Source organism: Candidatus Poriferisodalis sp. (genome assembly GCF_965203655.1).
In the GTDB taxonomy this organism is placed as follows: domain Bacteria; phylum Actinomycetota; class Acidimicrobiia; order Acidimicrobiales; family Poriferisodalaceae; genus Poriferisodalis.
Genome location: NZ_CBDBDD010000006.1, coordinates 167,564 through 184,817 on the forward strand (window position 1 = coordinate 167,564; position 17,254 = coordinate 184,817).

Annotated in this window: 15 protein-coding genes; 3 read left to right on the plus strand and 12 right to left on the minus strand. The window is 64.7% G+C overall.

What is annotated here, in order from left to right; translation table 11 throughout:
* Positions 1-68: 68 nt before the first annotated feature.
* On the minus strand, positions 69-686 hold the full coding sequence (locus tag ACOGW9_RS06750; RefSeq protein ID WP_419910148.1) for a DUF4145 domain-containing protein: 618 nt from the start codon (positions 684-686) through the stop codon (positions 69-71).
* Between the two features lie 213 nt (positions 687-899).
* Between ACOGW9_RS06750 and ACOGW9_RS06755 the strand changes: the two genes are divergently transcribed.
* Positions 900-2,219, plus strand: a complete 1,320-nt coding sequence (locus ACOGW9_RS06755; protein ID WP_419909616.1) for a hypothetical protein — start codon at positions 900-902, stop codon at positions 2,217-2,219.
* A gap of 200 nt (positions 2,220-2,419) precedes the next feature.
* Positions 2,420-3,520, plus strand: a complete 1,101-nt coding sequence (locus ACOGW9_RS06760; RefSeq protein WP_419909618.1) for a hypothetical protein — start codon at positions 2,420-2,422, stop codon at positions 3,518-3,520.
* Positions 3,521-3,558: 38 nt separating this feature from the next.
* Here the strand turns inward: ACOGW9_RS06760 and ACOGW9_RS06765 are convergent, their stop codons facing one another.
* The 8 genes from ACOGW9_RS06765 to ACOGW9_RS06800 form a co-directional block, all read right to left on the minus strand.
* Entirely contained in the window at positions 3,559-4,482 is a 924-nt protein-coding gene (locus tag ACOGW9_RS06765; RefSeq protein WP_419909620.1) for a MazG nucleotide pyrophosphohydrolase domain-containing protein, read from the minus strand.
* A complete protein-coding gene (locus tag ACOGW9_RS06770) occupies positions 4,479-5,219 on the minus strand; it encodes a C1 family peptidase (protein ID WP_419909622.1) in 741 nt (246 codons plus the stop codon). Before ACOGW9_RS06770 ends, ACOGW9_RS06765 begins: the two co-directional genes overlap by 4 nt.
* Positions 5,220-5,222: 3 nt before the next feature.
* On the minus strand, positions 5,223-6,524 hold the full coding sequence (locus ACOGW9_RS06775) for an ImmA/IrrE family metallo-endopeptidase (RefSeq protein WP_419909624.1): 1,302 nt from the start codon (positions 6,522-6,524) through the stop codon (positions 5,223-5,225).
* Between the two features lie 3 nt (positions 6,525-6,527).
* A complete protein-coding gene (locus ACOGW9_RS06780) occupies positions 6,528-6,905 on the minus strand; it encodes a helix-turn-helix domain-containing protein (RefSeq protein ID WP_419909626.1) in 378 nt (125 codons plus the stop codon).
* Positions 6,902-7,402 (minus strand): holo-ACP synthase, encoded by a 501-nt coding sequence (acpS, locus tag ACOGW9_RS06785; RefSeq protein WP_419909628.1) that lies wholly within the window; start codon positions 7,400-7,402, stop codon positions 6,902-6,904. The genes ACOGW9_RS06780 and acpS overlap by 4 nt, the downstream gene beginning before the upstream one ends.
* A complete protein-coding gene (locus ACOGW9_RS06790; RefSeq protein ID WP_419909630.1) occupies positions 7,399-8,229 on the minus strand; it encodes a hypothetical protein in 831 nt (276 codons plus the stop codon). The genes acpS and ACOGW9_RS06790 overlap by 4 nt, the downstream gene beginning before the upstream one ends.
* On the minus strand, positions 8,226-8,555 hold the full coding sequence (locus ACOGW9_RS06795) for a hypothetical protein (RefSeq protein ID WP_419909632.1): 330 nt from the start codon (positions 8,553-8,555) through the stop codon (positions 8,226-8,228). The genes ACOGW9_RS06790 and ACOGW9_RS06795 overlap by 4 nt, the downstream gene beginning before the upstream one ends.
* Positions 8,556-8,740: 185 nt before the next feature.
* Entirely contained in the window at positions 8,741-9,796 is a 1,056-nt protein-coding gene (locus ACOGW9_RS06800) for a nucleotide kinase domain-containing protein (RefSeq protein WP_419909634.1), read from the minus strand.
* Positions 9,797-10,160: 364 nt separating this feature from the next.
* Here ACOGW9_RS06800 and ACOGW9_RS06805 point away from each other — a divergent pair, with 364 nt between their 5' ends.
* Complete coding sequence (locus ACOGW9_RS06805) at positions 10,161-10,466, plus strand: hypothetical protein (protein WP_419909636.1); 306 nt, start codon at positions 10,161-10,163, stop codon at positions 10,464-10,466.
* Positions 10,467-10,617: 151 nt separating this feature from the next.
* Here the strand turns inward: ACOGW9_RS06805 and ACOGW9_RS06810 are convergent, their stop codons facing one another.
* From ACOGW9_RS06810 to ACOGW9_RS06820, 3 genes are read right to left on the minus strand one after another with little or no spacing between them, the layout of a single operon-like run.
* Positions 10,618-13,956, minus strand: a complete 3,339-nt coding sequence (locus ACOGW9_RS06810) for a DEAD/DEAH box helicase (RefSeq protein WP_419909638.1) — start codon at positions 13,954-13,956, stop codon at positions 10,618-10,620.
* Positions 13,953-15,788 carry a phospholipase D family protein gene (locus tag ACOGW9_RS06815; RefSeq protein WP_419909640.1) on the minus strand — a complete coding sequence of 612 codons (1,836 nt, stop codon included), beginning with the start codon at positions 15,786-15,788 and terminating at the stop codon, positions 13,953-13,955. Before ACOGW9_RS06815 ends, ACOGW9_RS06810 begins: the two co-directional genes overlap by 4 nt.
* Positions 15,788-17,026 carry a DUF6361 family protein gene (locus ACOGW9_RS06820; protein WP_419909642.1) on the minus strand — a complete coding sequence of 413 codons (1,239 nt, stop codon included), beginning with the start codon at positions 17,024-17,026 and terminating at the stop codon, positions 15,788-15,790. Before ACOGW9_RS06820 ends, ACOGW9_RS06815 begins: the two co-directional genes overlap by 1 nt.
* Positions 17,027-17,254 lie beyond the last annotated feature (228 nt).

Here is a 17,254-nt window from a genome sequence, read left to right on the forward strand (position 1 = left end):
TGTGGCTGTTTCACCGGCCGCGACATGCGCCGGTGACGATGCAGGGATCCATTCGGGGCCCCAAAGCGCTAGAAGGGCTCCTCTTCCGGCACCGGTGGGCTCGTGTCGGTCAGCGGCACCCACTTTTGTGGCTTGACGTACAGATCGTCGACTAGGTCTTCGATGGCAACGAAGAGCCAATGGACCGTGTCCTCGTTCGCGGGCTGACTGATGCCGTAGGCGTCGTGCACGGCCTGGTTTCCCTGCACACGAATCGCGCTGAGCCCATTCCGCAATGTCGCGGACAGGTTGAGATGCTCCACGGCAAACTCGATGAGCTCAACCAACCGCTTGCGGCCGACGTCGTGGCCGCGTGACGTGATCTCACGCCGCAGAAAGATCTCCAGCAACACGCGGAGCAGCGCGCACGCGGCACGAGGTGACGCAGAAGCAACCGTTGTGGCCTGCCGATAGAGATCCGCCTCGTCTTCGTTCAAGCCCTCATCTGGAGGCTGCCGCAAGTCGTAGTGAAAGGCGACAAACCGTGGGTCCAACCACAGGTATTCATCTTGGAGATCACGAGTTCGCAGCCAGTAGCTCAACTGCCCACAGTGCAGATTGTTGCAACGAGCGAGCCAGACGCGGCTGCGGCCGGTATCAATCTCAAGCCTCGGCGGCAGCCCGTCGAGAAGCTGGCTGACCGTCATGTTCACCTGGCCGTACCAGTCCTGTGTATTGGCGCGCTCGCATGCGGGACACATGCTCAGGCTCTCAAATGCGTCGAACGCAGCTGTCGTCGAAGGCATGTCTCCGCTCGCTTCTTGGTCGCTACGGCTGAGAATCCTAAGGAACCCACTGCTCGGTCCCGGTAGGTATCGCCATCGGACCCGACGGCGCATGTCACCCATACAGTCGTCGGGGTGGACGACGCGCTGCTGACGAATCGCGAGATCGCGTCTCTCGTCACGCTTGCGGCGTTTGTGATGCTGGCCATTGTCGCCGTTGTCCGCGACGGTTCGGGTGGGCAGATACTTCAGGCTGGCCGCTCAGCGTTCGCGACGCTCGTGAGCACGAAGATACCGCTCCTGTTCGCCGGCTACGTGGGCTGCGTCGCCGCCACTGTGGCATTGGCGAGCCGCTGGTGGCTTTGGGACACCGCCCTGTTGAAGGCGACAGTCGTCTGGTGCTTGATCTCGGGCATCGGCCTGTTCGGCAAGGCGTTCAGCGCCGTCGAGGAAAAGGGCGTCTTCGTCGGAGCGCTCAAGCGGGTCGTCGCGGCCGTCGTCGTCTTCGAATTCATCGCGAACTTGGCCTCGTTCCCCCTCTGGGTCGAGATCCCCGCGGGGTTGCTCGCCTCCCTGTGCACTCTCCTCGCCGTGTTTGGCTCGCAGGACGCAGAACACGCCGGTGTCGTGAAGATGGCAAACACCTACTTGGGCATTTTCGGTGTGGCGGCGATCGGATGGGCAGCGTGGCGGCTGGTGGACGACTGGTCGGACATTGACAGGGTCCTGCTCCTCCGCGAGTTCTTGTTGCCGCTGTGGCTGACACCGGTCGCACTGCTGCTCATCTATCCGTTGTCCTGGTTCGCGGCCTATGAGGGCGTTCGAGCCAGAATGCGATTCGCTGCAAACGGTCGGCCGATTCGCCCCCAGCGACTGGCTGTGATGATCCGCAGTGCCGGACGGCTCGGTGCGCTGCGCGAGCTGCAAGGGACCGATTCTTGGCGCCTTGGACGCGCCGACGGATTCCGTGCCGCTTGGCGAGAGATCGGCGATATCAAGCAAGATCAACGCGAGGAACGCGAAGCTCAGCTCGCAGCAGAACGGCGGCTCGAGCTCAACGCCGGCCTCGTCGGCACAGACTCAACCGGCAAGCAGCTCGATCAACGAGAGCATGCCGAGACCATGCAAGCGCTTCGCTGGTTGGCGACCTGCCAGATGGGCCACTACAGGAACCGAGGCAACCGGTACTACGAGGGCCTGGAGATCATCATCGACGATCTGTCCGACAAGTACGGCCTGCCGAGGCCCAACGGCGTCGTGATGCACATCAGCCGTGACGGCCAGAGTTGGTACGCAGTCCGTCGGACGATCACCGGGCATTGGTTCGCCATCGGCGCCGCCGGACCGCCCAGCGATCAATGGCTCTACGACGGGCCCGCGGCCCCCAGCGGCTTCCCCGACGAAGCCGAATGGGAGCAATGGGCACCCGGCGACAACGCCCCCAACTGGACCTGAGCGAAGCTGGCCGAAGTGCTGCCTCCTCGTTCGAGACTACAGCTATTATTTCATCAATGGCAAAATCCAAACAGTGCGAGTGGTGCGGAGGGCCCCTGAAGGAGTCGGCCGGCCCTGGACGACCGAGCAAGTACTGCAGCGCCTCACACCGGCAGATGGCGTATCAAGCACGTCAACAAGATCAGGCGGTCAGCCGACAGATGTTTGAGACGGGGGCCAGTGTCGCCTCGCATCTCCTCGAAGCGGAACGCATCGCGACGGCGATGCAGGGCTCCGTTCGGTGGCGGGACGGCATCGCGGCGATCGCTGCGGAACACAACAAGGCCATGCAGACGATGCTGGGCAGCGCCACGGCCGTCGCAGCCACCCATTCAACGTTCGCGAACATCAGCCACCTCACCGAATCGCTCGGAGCAGCAAGAGCAGCGATGGGACCAAGCGTGGCCACCTCGCTGGAGGCCGCCGTCAAGCACAACAACGACATCCAGAAGGCGCTCCGCACCACCAGCATCGGCGTCCCCGATCAATCGACGTTCACAGACATCGGCCACCACACGGAATCGCTCGCAGCGGCCAGTGCGGCGATGCGACCAGACGCCGCGACCACACTGGCAGCCGCCGTCAAGCACAACTACGACATCCAGAAGGCGCTCGGCACCACCAGCATCGGCCTCCCCGCTCAATCGACGCCCACAGGCATCGGCCTCAAAGCCGACTCACTCAAGGCCCTCGGGGCAACAGTGGACCTAGGCGTGGACAAACTCGCAAGGGCACTGCACAGTCAGTTCGACGGCATTACCAATGCGCTCAAGTCCTATCGAATTGATCCAGCATTGCTGCCACATAGGCAGATGTCCGAGATCATGCGCCAACTGTCCATGAGGCCCGACCTCTCCGCTGTGGCTGAGTCAGCTGCAAGCTTGGCCCGGTCGGTCGGCCTGTCGCGAGAACTCGCCGCTGACATTCAGCACATCGCACGTGCCGCCAACCGAGCCGATGTGGCCGCTGACCTCGTGGGTCCACGGGACCGTGACCCGATCAGCCATGACGGTGACCTCCACGAGATCGTTGAACCGAGCCTCGAAGAGGCCGACTTCAGTTTGCTGCTCATCCTGGTGGTAGTGGCAGTGTTTCCGGCCCTACTGGCCACGTCAACGGCTTACGTGACTCAAGCGGCGCAGGACCTGCTGTTCATGTTGCGCTTGCTGGGCAAGCTCACCCAGGTAGACGACGCCATACCCGGCGTGCTGCTGCTGAACGCGATCATGCGCTCCATTCGGCGACCTCGAGGGGGGCCGTAGCGCGACGGCGAGACCAGCGAGCGCACGTCGCGCTGCTTCTACGCCAACGGTTCGTAGGTGAGCTTTCTGGCGGCGAGGTCGCCTTGCAGGACGCCGCCATCATTCGCGCGTAGTTCGCGCCATGCGGCGAACCCTTGGAACACCGCCTCCTCGACCTCCGAGAGGTGGCGCTGCGCGACCTCAAGGCCGGCTGTGAAGATTCGAAAGGTCCTGAGCGCGTTGTAGTCGAGGTGTCGTACATCCTGGAGGTCGTTGTGCTGGCGGGCGTATTCGAACATGAATGCAGCGAACGCCTCTTCGACCACGATTGCCCGGCCACCGTCTTCGACGGCATCGGCCATCGTTCCCTTCGGACGCTTACGCCCGAAGATCTGGCCGCGGGCAACCGGTGACCAGCCGAGAACAGCGGCGTTGGCCAAGTGGAAAGCGTCGTGATACCGGTAGCCGCTGTCGCCGTAGGTGTTATCTCCGAGCCTGCTGGCGACGCGCCGGTTCTTCCAAATCACCTCGATCATCGGCTCGGGCCCATCGTCGGGTACCGGGCGAATCGTCACCTCGAACGTCCGAGGCAGCTGATGTTGCTCCGGGAGATCGGCGTCAAATTGCTCTGATGGCCTCCGGTTCGTCGGCGAATGGCCGTCCTGCACCGGCCATCGATCAGAGGTCTTAGCCAGGTTGCGCTCAGCTACCTCGTCGAGCGAGAGGCCAGCCTTCTCAGCTGCATTGGCCAAATACCACAAGATGTCCCCGAGTTCTTCAGCGACATTGTCCTGGAACAGCTCGTACGCGGCCCCGTCTCGCAACCGCTTCTTGTAGGCGGCGAGCAGAGTTCCGACTTCGCCCGCAAGACCGAGCAGGGGGCCCAGCAGGGGGTCGTGACCTTCATCGTCGGGCTGTGGGAAGTGGTCTGTCTGTCGGGATCGCCGCTGGTACTCAGCAAGGGTGAGCGGATCGTGTGTCATGAGGCGACGGCCTTCCGTGAGTTCGGCTGCGCGGTGCTGGTGAGGCTCGACACGTCAATCGCGCCGGCGCGCGCTCCGAACGCGATGAGGTAATCCACAGGCAACCAGCCGTAGCCACCCGCGCCCCACCCAGGTCCCCAACTGTTTCGGACGAGCAGGACCCGAGCCTGTTCATGCGTTCGCGCTCCGACCACTAGGACGGCGTGGTACGAACCTTGCGGTGCCGTCAACGGAGGCACGGCGATGGCGCCATCGGGTGCGGCCCGTTCGAACTCAGTCGTGACTTCAATGAGCAACGCAACCACGGAGCCACCCGCGAGCGCGTCCTCGACCTCGTCCTCGACGCCGTCGTTGGCGACAGGCAACGGCGCCAAGTCGGCCTGGTGCCAGATGGAGACCTGAGCCGCTGGAGGGATGCTGTCAGCTTCGTGGCTGATCGCGTTGTTGAACGGCCAGTCAACGAGGGTTGGCTGGCCGTCTTCGCGAAGCGCGTCGCTGACGGCTTCGAGTGTTGTGCCCTCGCGAGACGCTGTGCCGTCAGCAACGCAGCGTGACCACAAGGCATCGGGTGCAAGCGGCTCGGGCGGCTGGACGCGACACGCTTCATGGGCGGCAGTTACGACGATCGGGATGCAGAGGGGCCAGATTCCCTGGTCGAGCGCCGGTGCGAGCATCGGCCTCAGATCGACCGGCGGCCGGGCCAAACCGCGCTGGCGCCTCGCATCGTAGGAAACCATCGCCTAGCGGGTTTCATCTGTCGGCACTGCGGCGGTCGAACGTCGACGATCTCGCGCTTCGCTCGCCGAGCCGTCGCTGAGCTGGTCAATGGTGAATGCCTCTCGCCGCGCTTCGACAGTTGCGGTGAGCAGATACTCCTCGACCGGGTCGGCATCGCTGTACTCGTTGCGTAGCTCAAGCCGGAGTTGCGTCTCGCCAGGCTCGCTCAGCCGAATGCCCAGCACCCGACGGCCTGCCGTGCCCGCGATGATCCTCTCGTTGCGGACATGCTCAAGGGCGTCCTGTGCCTGGGAGGCACCAAGTCTCGCCAAGCGGCGACTCCGGATAGCAGCGTTGGTCAACGCCTGAGAAGCATCGTCCGCGAGGTACACGTCGCCAACCACGACTGCACGTCCGCCGGCGATGGTGAGCGGCTTCGGCTGTGCCGTCGGCAACGGCTGACGCGCCCGTCGGACGGCCTGATGCGGTGGCGCGCTGCGCGGCGTTGCTTGCCGTGCCGCTGCCACCAGCTCTGCCGAGCCTCGGAGGCTGCTGTCGGCGAAGGAGGGAGGCGGCGGTGCCGGAGATCGTGGCGCGTATCGCTCGGCGTCAGCGATTGACCATCGATAGCCGGTACTGCGGTTCTCGGGCAACGAAATGATGATCTCGTCGTCGGTGCGGACACTGAGCCGCTGGCCATGCCATGCCAAGTCGACCGGCCATACGTCCGCGTCGCCTTCGGCGGGCCTGCGCCCGGCACCGATGGCCTGCTTCAACTTCAGCGGCTGCACCTTGAGCAACTCTCGCAGTTCGTACCGTGTGATCCGGTCGAGGTGATGCAACTGCCTAGCCGAAGCCTCGTAGCTGACTCCCGCTTCACGAGCGACGGAATAGACATCCAGCGGGCCGAGTGTTGTCGCGTTGCGCCGCGACAGGATGCTGTGGACCAGCGGAGGCGGCATCAGCAGCGCTCCGGCAAACACCTGCGCGAGCGTCTCCTGCTCGATGCCCGTCCGCCCCAGCACATCAGACTCCGAATCGAGCGCGCCGTCGTGGCCGCCATCGAGCCGCCAGTGGCCGAGTTCGTGAGCCGCCGTGTAGCGCTGGATCGGAGTCGAGCGCTCAGTAGTGACGAGGATGCCACCGACGCCCTCAGGCAGGTAGGCCCCCAAGAGTCCATCGAGCGGGAAGAAGGCGAGCCAGAGTCCCAAGCTCTCGATCAGGCCGAACACGTCCACTTGGCGCGTCTGATCCACGCCGGCCTCGGTCAGCAGCCGACTCGCAGAGCTGGCTGCCGCGAGGCGTCGCGAGTATTCGGAGGCCACGGATTACTCCGTTCGCTCGGCTCGGGCGGGTCCGGGCCGTCCCGCGCCGGCGAGGAATTCGGCGAAGCGCAGCACTTGTTCTTTGTCTTGATCCGACAGCGCCGCGGTGGCTCGGTACAGAGGAGCATCCATGTCGAGCTCGGCGCCTTCTTCGCCGAGCAGCCAGGCCACCGGCCGGCGGTACAGACGCCCGAGGCGCCGGAGCTCAAGTGATGACACGCGACGTTTGCCCGACTCAAGCGCCGACACGCTCGCTCTCGGGATGTCGAGCGCTGTGGCGACATCCTCCTGCAGCAGACCGATGTACTCGCGCGCTTCCCTCAGTCTCTGCGCAAGCGCCATTTCCTCGCTGGCCTCGGACTCGGGCGTGTCGGTGCTCATGGTCCCTCCTGTCGATGGATTTCTGTTTCAGGGTGTTGCTGTCGCGTCCCGGACGCGACCACTGCGATTGCGGCAGCCCAGCCGCCCTCATGGGAGGCCGAGACGTGGATCTTCGAGATGCCAAGCCGTCGGGACCACTCGGCAGCGGCGCCCCTCAGCCGAGCACTCGGTACGCCCGATTCTGATGAGTCGACTTCGATGTCTCGCGGGTCGAGGTCGCTGATCCCTAGGCCAAGGCACTTCATCACCGCTTCCTTGACCGCCCACCTTGCCGCAAGCCGCTCAGGGTCATCGTTGGCGTCGGAGCGCTCACGCTGTGTCCAGCCACGCTCAAGAAACGCCGACCCGCCCGCGGCTAGGAGCCGGCTCATCTTCGGTACGGACACGACATCGAGCCCAACACCGACGATGCCATCGCCCTCGGCCAGTGCTGAGGCTTCGAACGCTGCGACGAGTACCGCGGCCGGCGCTGTCTTCATCGCGTCGGCACCAGTCACAGGAGCGCTCCGATCGACAGCGCGAGCTCCCGTGGCCGCGCGCGATGGCCGAGTTCCGCGTCGGCCATCGTTGCGTGGACGACCAGTTCGCCGCAGGTGGCACCCGTCTGCTCACACAAGAAGTTCATCAGTCGGCTGAGGCCGACAAGGTTCCCGTATGCCTTGGTGACGAGGTAGTGGTGGCGGTACACCGCCGTGCAGTGCAGCGCGCCTTCGTGGAGAGTCAGATCGACGTGCACCAAGCAGGGAAAGCCACGCGTCCGCTGGTCCGTGGGCGCATAGATCTGCACTCCCCGCAGCGGTTCGGATTCAAGCGCATCGGCACCGAGGTCGATGTCGAGGGTGTTGTTCGTTCGACGGCCCGCCCGGAACTCGCCGCGAATGCGCGAGATTCTCAGGTCTAGCTGATTCGTTCCGCCAGGTTCCTTGCCCGGCCAAGAGATCATTCGCGAGAAATAGGTTCCTCGATTGTTCGCCTGGACCCTTCGCAGCACGGGCAACATGCTCAAGTAGCGGTCGTAGAGCGCTTGCGCTGCCGCATCCAGGGCATCACCGGATGGATCGTCAGGATCAGGAGACCACGAGCACCCGGGACTGGGGTACAGCGCCGCAGGGAAGATGGTGTTCGCGACAGTTTCCACACCCGGCGTTTCGGCTGCATCGAGGGCTTGGTCGAGGGCCGCGCGGACAGCCTCGTCTTCCGCGCCGGGGTTCGCGATCGTCATCACTACGTGAATGTCGCGTCCACCCCGCTGGTTAGCCGTGTGCGTCAATGCCTGGAGCCACGCTTCGCTCAACGTCTTGGTCGGGTCGAGTAGAGCGCTCATGACTCCACAAGCGGCAGGACCCGCTCACGGATCTGCCGGTGCAGCATTCGGCTCAGGGCCGCAGGCGTGGCGAAGTCGTCTTTGGTGAGGTCCTGGGGGTTGACGAGGCGGCCTGCTCCGCATGCCTCTTCGACCTGACTGATCACCCAGACCGCCACCAGACTCGCCACGCACGCGCTGGGGCCGCTCGGAACTTCGCCGACGCTCTTGAGCAACGTATTCACATGAACCTCAAGCTCGCTCTCCGTGAGCCTGCGGACATCGGCCGCCGCTTCGGTTCGGGGTTGAGGTGGGGCGATGCTCCCCGTGTCGATGTCGTCTGACATGACACAAATGTTAGAATATCCGACATCAGGCGTCAAGCCCTAGAAGTCGTGGCACAGTGACGCCCGCCAACGGAGCCGCTGACCAGTCGCACAAAGCGGTCGCCGGAATCCGTGAAGCCGCAGGTCACGGGCTTGGCGAGCCGATGACCGCGGAGGCCTCTCGAGCAGGTTTGCGATGCCGGCCGCTAGTCGGCGACGCCGAGGCAGGAAGGGGCCTGCGCGGAAAACGGCAAACCCCACTTGGGCGGGTAGCCCAGCGCCACGGGACGGCGGTCAGCCCTATACACCTGCTTGATCCGACCAGGCCCGTCCACTGAGTGCTCAGGGTGAGCAACCCGCGCGTACTTGTCGACCTCGCAGAACAGGTTCTGACAGTCGATGAGCTGAAGTGGACGGCCCCACAGGTCCCGAAACGGTGTCGGCATCGGGGTCATCTCGAAGAACTCGCTGGCTGAGTCGGCCATTGCCGCGATCAGGCTGGCCGCGTTGAGGCCGCCCACGTCCGCGAAGCACTTGCGGATGCCGCGAACAGCTCCTGGACCGGCGACGACGAACTCCATCTCGTCGAAGTCGAAGTGCGGCGAGTAGTTCAGGTCGATGGCGTACTGAAAGGCGAGGAATGGGCCGAACGACGGCACCTCACAGAGCCGCTCATACAAAGATCGCAGCGAATGAGCTCGCTCGAAGTCGGCGAGCACACCGGTCCGCAGCAGCATCTCCAGCAAGGACAAGTGGTTGCGGTGCTTGCGGTCTGCGCCAAGCCGTGGGTCCGGCATGATGTACGCCGCCGAATACACCCGGCGGCGGCGGTCAAGCAGCTCGTCTATCGCCGGCGCGTATTCCTCAGCGCTGAAGCCGGCCACTGTCGGCTGCCCGACACGCTCGACCAAGTGTTCCCAGGTGTCGATCCGGTTGAAGATCTTGAACAGCAGGACCCGCAGGATCGTGTCGTGTACGTCACGCTCCTCGTCGTAAATCACGTGATGAAGCAGGTACTGACTGACGCGATCCGAAGCCCGATACGCATTGGTGAACCTGTGCCGCGCTAGGACGCGATCGCTGGTCCACGGACCAAGCTCACCTGCGGCCCGGCTGAAGAAGATCGCCTGCCGTTCCGCCGCCAGTCGCCAGTATGACCAGAAGACCTCGGTCACCTCCACTTGCCGCCCGGCAAGTCGGATCGTGCGGTTCTCCGCGAACGGAAGCTGGCCTTGCTCAGGCTCACGGACATCGAGGGACACTGCGGCTCACAGTACTTGTGGCATGGCACACGGGCGCTGAGGCCGGTGGCGACACCGAGACGTCAGCGAAGTTGGTTTGCGCCTGCGGCCGAGCCACCCACGCTCGCCGGCCAGCGAAACGCTGACGGGACCGGCCCGAATTCCCAAACCGCCAGGTAATGGGGGGGCCGATCCCGTAGCCAAGGCAGTTTCAACGAGGGGGAATCACCCCCTCTCCACTGCCCGACTTGTTCTGGACCGTATCTGCGCTGGCTACCGCCGACAAGCGTCGGCAACGTCTGACAACCGTGCTCGCGACCCCATCGGCAAGGCAAGAGAGCGAGAAGGGACCGCGCCTTCACTCGGAGGTCACGAATGCGTGACGATGAGACGCTCGACCGACGACGAGCTAGCCGTAATCGAAGAACACCTACGCGCTGGCTGCGTCATGTCGGCGTGCATCGAGTCGAGCGAGCGCCGCAATCTGGACCTCATTGAGTTCGGCATCGACCGTGTCGAGGTTGCGGGGCCCACTGTTGACGCTTGTGACGAGGATTCCGAGAACGTCGTTGAGCTTCTGCTCCATCCAGTAGAGCCGCTAACAGACACCGCAATAGTCGTACGGGTGACCGTGGTGATCGATACCGGCGAAGTTGACGCATCCACGGGTCTTGCAGGTGATCGGTGCTGAATCGGACATTCGGCATCTCCCTCGTTCTCTCGATTGTGTGCATGGAGAGAGCCGCGGAACGCGGATACTGGAAAGGGCGGATGAAGCGCGGGTAGTTCCAGGACACGCACGCTTGCGTCGCTACTACGTGGTTCAGCGCATGGGGCGACGGCTAGGCAGACTGCGCGCGCGCCGGCAGACTTTGCCAGCGCTCGTCGGCCGTGGCAGGCGGGGAGAGGTCGATTCTCAGGCGGGCGGTCAGTTGCAGCAGTTCCTCGCCGGAGCGGTCGGCGCTGAGGAACTCGACCAGTTCTTCTTGGCGGGGTTGGCCGAACGCGAGGCGGTACGCGGCGAGGGACTTGCGTAGCTGTGACACGGCTGCTGCGTCTCGGCTGAACGGCAGCACGGGCACGTGGCGCTGGATCTTCGCCGGGCCGTCGTTGAAGACCCAGTAGGGCACGATTGCCCCGTCGGCGCCCTGGCTCTCCTCCACAGCGGTGTCGAAGAGCTCGTCCCACAGGTCGCCGTTGGGCGCCGCGCCGTTCGCGAGCAGGTCCGGCCCATGGGTTGCGGCGAGGTTCCGGCGCACGGCGTGACCCTTGTATCGGTGCACGCGCCCCTCGCGCTGCTCTAGGTCGACCGGATTGGTCGGCAGGTTCCAGTGGACGACTGCGTGACACCACAGGTGGAAGTCGAGGCCCTCTTGCCCGACCGATGTGGACGTGAGCACGAACGGCCAGAACGGGGAATTGAACGCCCTCGAAACGGCCTCGATGCGAGCTTCTCCACCCTCATCGAGTGTCTGGTTGCCGAAGGCGACGGCGAATCTCGTTCGCAGGCGGTGTTCGTCCAATACGAACTCTTGGCCGTTTGGCGCTCGGCGGGGAATGTCGACGCGGAACAGCGAGGTCCGAAGGTCGAGCGCCTCTTCCACCTTGTAGCCGATGTCGTCGGCTGCTGCCGTGCGCTGATCGTCATCGCCAAGGCTCAGGTGGCCGAGCCAATCGCGCAGCACGTGGCAATGCTCATCGAGCACCGCCTGGAGATTGCCGTCAATCGAATGCCGCACGACATCGCGCCAGTACCGCTCGACACCGGCCTCACCGTCGGCATCTCCGGACCGCCCGCCAACGATGACGCCAGTGATCTCGGGTGCGTTGAAGAAGTGCCGGAACGCCTCAGCGATCCAGGCAGCATTCAGCACCGTCCACTCATGCGAGATCGGGAGGCCGACGGTCGAGCTGACCGCCCGCAATGCACACTGCGCCGGCCCGCCGACCGCGACTTCGGCCAGCACTTCTGCGAGATCATCGGGTGGGCGACCGAGCACCGACGGGCCATGGCTGTGCATCGCACGCGCCTCGGCGAGATGGGCGATGAACTCGCTCCCCGCGTCAGCGCTATCCCCGTACCAGGCAGCGCTATCGGCGAGCAGCAGATCTACCGTCACAGGGTGCCGCTCCCGGTCGAGGAACAACGGCGCGGCCCAGTACCAACGTCGATCGACTACGCCTTCCGCCGGTGCGGGCTCAATCAGCGGCGCTATGGCATCGGCCAGCTGCGCCGTCACCTCTGCAAGCAACTCCGAGACATGGCGTCGCCCGCCTTGGGCCCGCAGCCGGGGATCACCCAGTTCGGCAAGGCTCGGGCTGGGCCACACAAGCAGAAACGACGTCATCGCCGCGGCCCGTCGGGCACCCCTGGCCTCCCCTGCACGTGTCTCGCTCGTCGTGCGCTCACTGGTACGGAAACTGAGGCGCTGTCCTCCCCGCCGGCGGTAGTCGGCGCTGTAGTTGTGGTTGCGATCGGCGAATGCGTGCCGCTCGGCCTCCAGGCTGACGAGCGACGACACGACCTTCGGCACCACGGCCCAGCCCGAGAAGATCAGCCGTTTCGTAAAGCCGTCTGCCTCGGGCGATTCGTACACCGAACCGGTGTCGTAGTAGCGCAGCGACGGCGGCACCCACAGCATCTCGAACGCTCGGCGCTGCTCTAGGTCCTCGAGCAGCCACCGCAGCCGGCCGTTCTGGGGATCGATGCGTTGGTACGCCTCGACGTCCTCCCAGCTCAACAAGCCGGGACCAGGGTCGAGCCGGTCCTCGTCGGCGAGCCGGCCGTCGGCTGCGGCTTGCCGGACGGCTTCTTTCAGCTTGTACTGCTCCATGAAGTTGACGAGATACGGGCCCGACTTCCAGTACTCGGTTGGCTCGTGATGCTCGACCGTCTCCGCGAGATTGCCGATGCGCAGATACGCACGCAGGTCGTCGGGCGCCACCGTCACCTGAGTCTCATGCTCGGCGAGCATCCCGTCACGGCTCGGCGTGGCTGCGAGTCGTTCGGTCCGCGCCATCACCTTGCGGAGGTCTGAGCTGATGTCGGTGCAGATCGCTTCGGCGCTCGGGAGCGACTCGGCCGATGTGAGTGCAGACCGAAGGCCGGCGAAGCGGTGCCTCAGCCGGTCGACTCGCTCCTCGTCTTGGATCAGGAACCGGCACGTGTCGAGAAAGTCCGCGTAGTGGTCGCTGTCGATCTCGTCGGCCGTCGTGTACATGCGGTACGGAGTGGCCGACAGGAGCAGCGTCCGCGTCAGGCGACCGGTGGCGCTGTCCTTGTAGTCGAACAATCGGTGCGCCAGCTCGGCGGCGAAGTTGTCCGGATCGGGTCGCAGCAGGTCCTTGAAGCGCTGGAACTCGTCCAGCACGACGAGATCGGGCTCGAGCGCTGCGATGCCGACGATCGCCAAGATGCGCCGAACCTCGCCGATCAGCACCCTGCGGTCGTCCCACAGTTCGTCGGGGAACGCCCGCTTCCACTTCAACCCCTCGACCAGCCGGTCGAAGAGCGTGCGCAGCGTGGGTTTGCCGTGGCGACGGCGTGATTTGTCGACCTCTGCAAGCTCTTCGGCGAAGGCCTTGAGCGAACCGGTGATCTTCGGCCGGTACCAACGCTCCCACGAGCGCAGGCGCCCATCGGGGTTTCCGGCTGTGATGCCCTCCCAGAAGATCCTTCGAGCCGGCGCGGTCATGACCTCGGCTCCCCAGTGCTCCCGCAGAAATGTGTACGCCAAGCAGCGTTCTCTGAACTGGCCGGTGCTGCGACCGAATTTCAGCGACGTGCCGGGCGTTATCGCTATGAGGTTGATGCCTGGTTGCCTGCTGTTGCCCTCGTTCAGGGCAGTGAGCGGGAGCATGGCGAGCCGGCCGACGTCTTCGAGCGGCTCGATGCCCTTGGGGACGAGCTTGCGAAGGTTCTGGCGGGCGATGGCCGCGTTCGAGCAGACGTAGACGATGTCGTGGCGTGGGTCGTCGATGCTGCCGAGATGCTCGATGACCTGTGCGATCACGCCCTTGGCGATGTGGGTCTTGCCAAGACCGACTTCGTCGGCAACCAAGAACCGGTAGGCGGGATCGTGCTCGTCGAACATCCGCCGGAAGGTCCAACGAGCAGTCCGCTGCTGGAAGTCCTTCAGGTCGCCGAGGACTGCTTCGACGTCGACGTGACTGCCGGTCATCGGACTGTTGCCTTGTCGGCGGCTCCGGCGATCGCTGCATCGAAGATCGCATTCCAGAGTTCGGCGAAGCCCGGCGGCAGCGCATCGTCGGCCGCGAGGTCTGACACGAGGGGGTGGAGGCTTGCCAGCTTCGCCGGGTCTCGGCGCATGGTTCGCAGCAGCTTCTCCAACACTGGAAGGTTGAGGAAGCCTTGCCCGTCACCCGCGGCGTCGGCGCTGGCTCGCTCGACGGCGTCCAGCAGTTCCATGTGACCCGAGTCTTCGTCGAGCAGCGCCAGCAGGTACCGCAAGAAACGCTCCGCGTTCCCGACCAGCGTGCGCAGCAGGAACCGGTCACGGTGCTCCGGCACGCCGGTCAACGTGACGGGAACCACGAATTCGGTCTTGACGCCATCGCAGTGAGCAAGCTCGAAGGCCAGAAAGCCGCTGAGTGCTTCAAGGCTGGTCTCGAAGCGCTCCTCGAAAGCGCTGCCCCCGGCAACCGGCCGTCGATTCCCTGGTGATGCAAGCGGCCAACAGTGGACGGTCACGTCGTCCAGAGTCGGCAGCGATTCCTCTGACCGGTAAGTGACGGCCCATTCGTCGCCGCTCGGCTCGACGATTCCCTCTAGCGGCAGCCGTGCGATGGCGAGGCGCGCCGCGTCGAGTGCCGAAGTGTCAGGCTGCGCGATCGGCGGGTCGGGTGGTTGATACGAAATGAACCAATTCCGCAGCCCGGGCTCGTCGTCGTTGCCGTCGCACAGCCGGTCGATGCCGAGCGCTGCTGTCGAACCGGTCAACTCGACGAGGATCTCCACGCTCCTGTGGAATGCCGACCAGGTCGCATTTGCAGAGCCGACAAACAGACGCGCCCGGCCCTCGTGCTCGAAAGCAAAGACCTTGGCGTGCAAGCCGACAAGCGGTCGGCCTGGATCGTGCGGCGACAACTCATCCTCCGCAGCGTCGAAATCGACCGCGCTGCCGTCGTCAAACGCGTACGTGGTGCCGACATCGGCGAGGGCGCCTTTCTGCAGCGAATCGAGCGATTCCTCTCTGGCGACCAACTCGCCGATCGAGTGCGGGTGCACTGACTCGAAGAACCCGTCGCTCACAAACGGCGAGATGACCAGCGAGCGTTCAGCATCGTGCGGCAAGGGTGAGCCCGTCGGCGACAAACCCGGTCGGCCGAGGCCCAGCACATGCACTCGCAGGTCGTCCACGCCATCGGGCAACGCGAACGTTGCTGTCCGCAGCGCTGCTGCAAGCGAGTCGACGCGCTGCCGGTGTACCTCGTCGACGGGACCGACAGCGGCGTCGATCAGGCCTTCGAATAGCTCCCCGACCGGTTCAAGCCGCACACCGCTCGCATCCGGATGCTCGTCGAGTCGGAGCACGGTGTCCCAACTGGTGTCGAAGGTCAGGTTCCTGCTGGCGACGAGCACCCGCAGGCGCTGTTGGTGGCTCTGGCCGTCCAGCAGTGCCTCACGCGACTCGTAGCGCAGCACCCACACCTTGGGATGCACGATGCCGCCGAGCGGCCCATCCACCGGAACGACCGCACCTTCGAGGAAGGCGAATACCCGTCGAGATGGAGGCAGCGCGATGTGGCCGACCTGACTGAACACGGTGATCTTGTCGGCGTGGGAGCGCAGGGCGTGCAGCAGCTCGATGGGTTCAAGTTGGTCACTGCCGGCGACGGTGCCGTCGGGCCCGGTGAGCGCGAATGCTGCCGGCGCGGCTAGCAGTGCTCGAAGGTCGAGCGTGAAGGTGACGGCCATTGCCGACTCGATGCGGAAGCCCGCTGGCGGACGCATCGCGTCGATGAGGGTCAGGCGGTTGGTGGGCTGCAGCATCAGCTACCTGCCCGCAGTCCGTCGGCGATGTCGGTCAGGAATGACTTCGTGATGCCCCAGCGGTAGTCGAACTGGCCGCCGACGCCAAGGCCGTTCCAGTTCTCTAGCGCGGATCGGTGTGCCAACCGTGCCCGTTTCGATTTCAAGCGGAGCTCACGCTTGCCGATGAGTTTGTGAACCTCACGATCCTCGGCGAATCCCTCGGGATCCTCCGCAGCACGGGTGACGATGGCGTTCACGAATTCTTGGACGCTGTAGCTGATGTGATGCTCAGCCAGGAGCGCCCAGAATCTCGGCATTTCTGCCGCCCAGGAGCGGAATACGTCGAGGCGCTTGCCGATCCGCTCGGACCACGCTTCCAAGCGGCCGAGCTCGCTCTCTTCGAGATCACCCGTTTTCCAGCCGAACTCTTCTCGGGCCCGACGCGCCAGCAGCATGTTGTAGACGTGCTGAGGTCCAGCCGTCAGCTCGGAGAAGTTCCGGGCGTGGCCGAGGGTCTCGACAAGCTGGCTCGGCATTCCGTGCGTCGGCAATTCCCAGGGGTAATCGACACCGGCTGCTGCATCCGGTGTTGCACACAGCACGGCCAACAACGTGCCTTCGTGGTGCCGCCGGATGTTGTCCACCAGCACCTGCGCCTCCTCCTGGGCAAGGTCGAAGGTGATCTCTGCCTCCAAGAAGTCGTCCGGAGGCGGTGGCAACGACGCCCACATCGAAACGTTTCGCGTCATCGCGTTGCCGTCGTCGTCTCGCTCGGGCCGTGTCCTCCCGAGCGCCGCTACACGCTGGCCGTACTCAAAGATGCTGAGATCGAGCTGACGCAGGCCCCAGGTCCAGAGGCCTCCCCAGTAGGCATCACTCGGCATGCGTTTGAGGTTCCGGCCGGCGGCGTAGCCAATGACGCCTTGGTTGTGCCCGAGATGACGGAGGCAGTCGATCAGCCGTGCCTCGTCGTCGCGTAGCCTGCGCGAGAAATCCGCTGGAGGCACGCGCTCCGCTTCGAGCCTGGCGCAAATCCAAGGGATGAAAAGGAAGTAGCGGAGCCTGGTCTGAATGGTCGAGGTTCCGGGATTGAGCATCCCCGAGAACGCATCCCGCACGGTGCCCAGGCCCAGCACATCAAGCGTGCCCGGCTCGTCAAGCGCCCGCAGCAGCTCACCAACCCGTTCGCTCGCCGCACGGTCAAGATCAAGCCACCCCAGCGACGACGCAGGCGCGTATGCGGTAGTCGTCTCCAATGCCGACCTCCCGCGGTCACATCACAAACCAACTGGCCGCCACGAATTCTGCCCCAACACGACTAGTCCTGGCTCGGAGCCGCGCCCCGACGCTCTCATCAGCCTCACCAGCCACTGCCACTGGTCCACCGCCGGCGAGGTCCGCGCCGCCCCATCGCCGACGGCTTCGGCATCGAGACCGAATACTGGGTCTCCGATTGACCGACCCATGTGCGGCGCTGAGCGCCT

What these genes read in the sequence shown, in the direction of transcription:
- ACOGW9_RS06750 (WP_419910148.1), bottom strand. Translation starts at nt 686, where the DNA reads ATGACGGTCAGCCAGCTTCTCGACGGGCTGCCGCCGAGGCTTGAGATT.
- ACOGW9_RS06760 (WP_419909618.1), top strand. Translation starts at nt 2,420, where the DNA reads ATGTTTGAGACGGGGGCCAGTGTCGCCTCGCATCTCCTCGAAGCGGAA.
- ACOGW9_RS06765 (WP_419909620.1), bottom strand. Translation starts at nt 4,482, where the DNA reads ATGACACACGATCCGCTCACCCTTGCTGAGTACCAGCGGCGATCCCGA.
- ACOGW9_RS06770 (WP_419909622.1), bottom strand. Translation starts at nt 5,219, where the DNA reads ATGGTTTCCTACGATGCGAGGCGCCAGCGCGGTTTGGCCCGGCCGCCG.
- ACOGW9_RS06780 (WP_419909626.1), bottom strand. Translation starts at nt 6,905, where the DNA reads ATGAGCACCGACACGCCCGAGTCCGAGGCCAGCGAGGAAATGGCGCTT.
- ACOGW9_RS06790 (WP_419909630.1), bottom strand. Translation starts at nt 8,229, where the DNA reads ATGAGCGCTCTACTCGACCCGACCAAGACGTTGAGCGAAGCGTGGCTC.
- ACOGW9_RS06795 (WP_419909632.1), bottom strand. Translation starts at nt 8,555, where the DNA reads ATGTCAGACGACATCGACACGGGGAGCATCGCCCCACCTCAACCCCGA.
- ACOGW9_RS06805 (WP_419909636.1), top strand. Translation starts at nt 10,161, where the DNA reads ATGAGACGCTCGACCGACGACGAGCTAGCCGTAATCGAAGAACACCTA.
- ACOGW9_RS06810 (WP_419909638.1), bottom strand. Translation starts at nt 13,956, where the DNA reads ATGACCGGCAGTCACGTCGACGTCGAAGCAGTCCTCGGCGACCTGAAG.
- ACOGW9_RS06815 (WP_419909640.1), bottom strand. Translation starts at nt 15,788, where the DNA reads ATGCTGCAGCCCACCAACCGCCTGACCCTCATCGACGCGATGCGTCCG.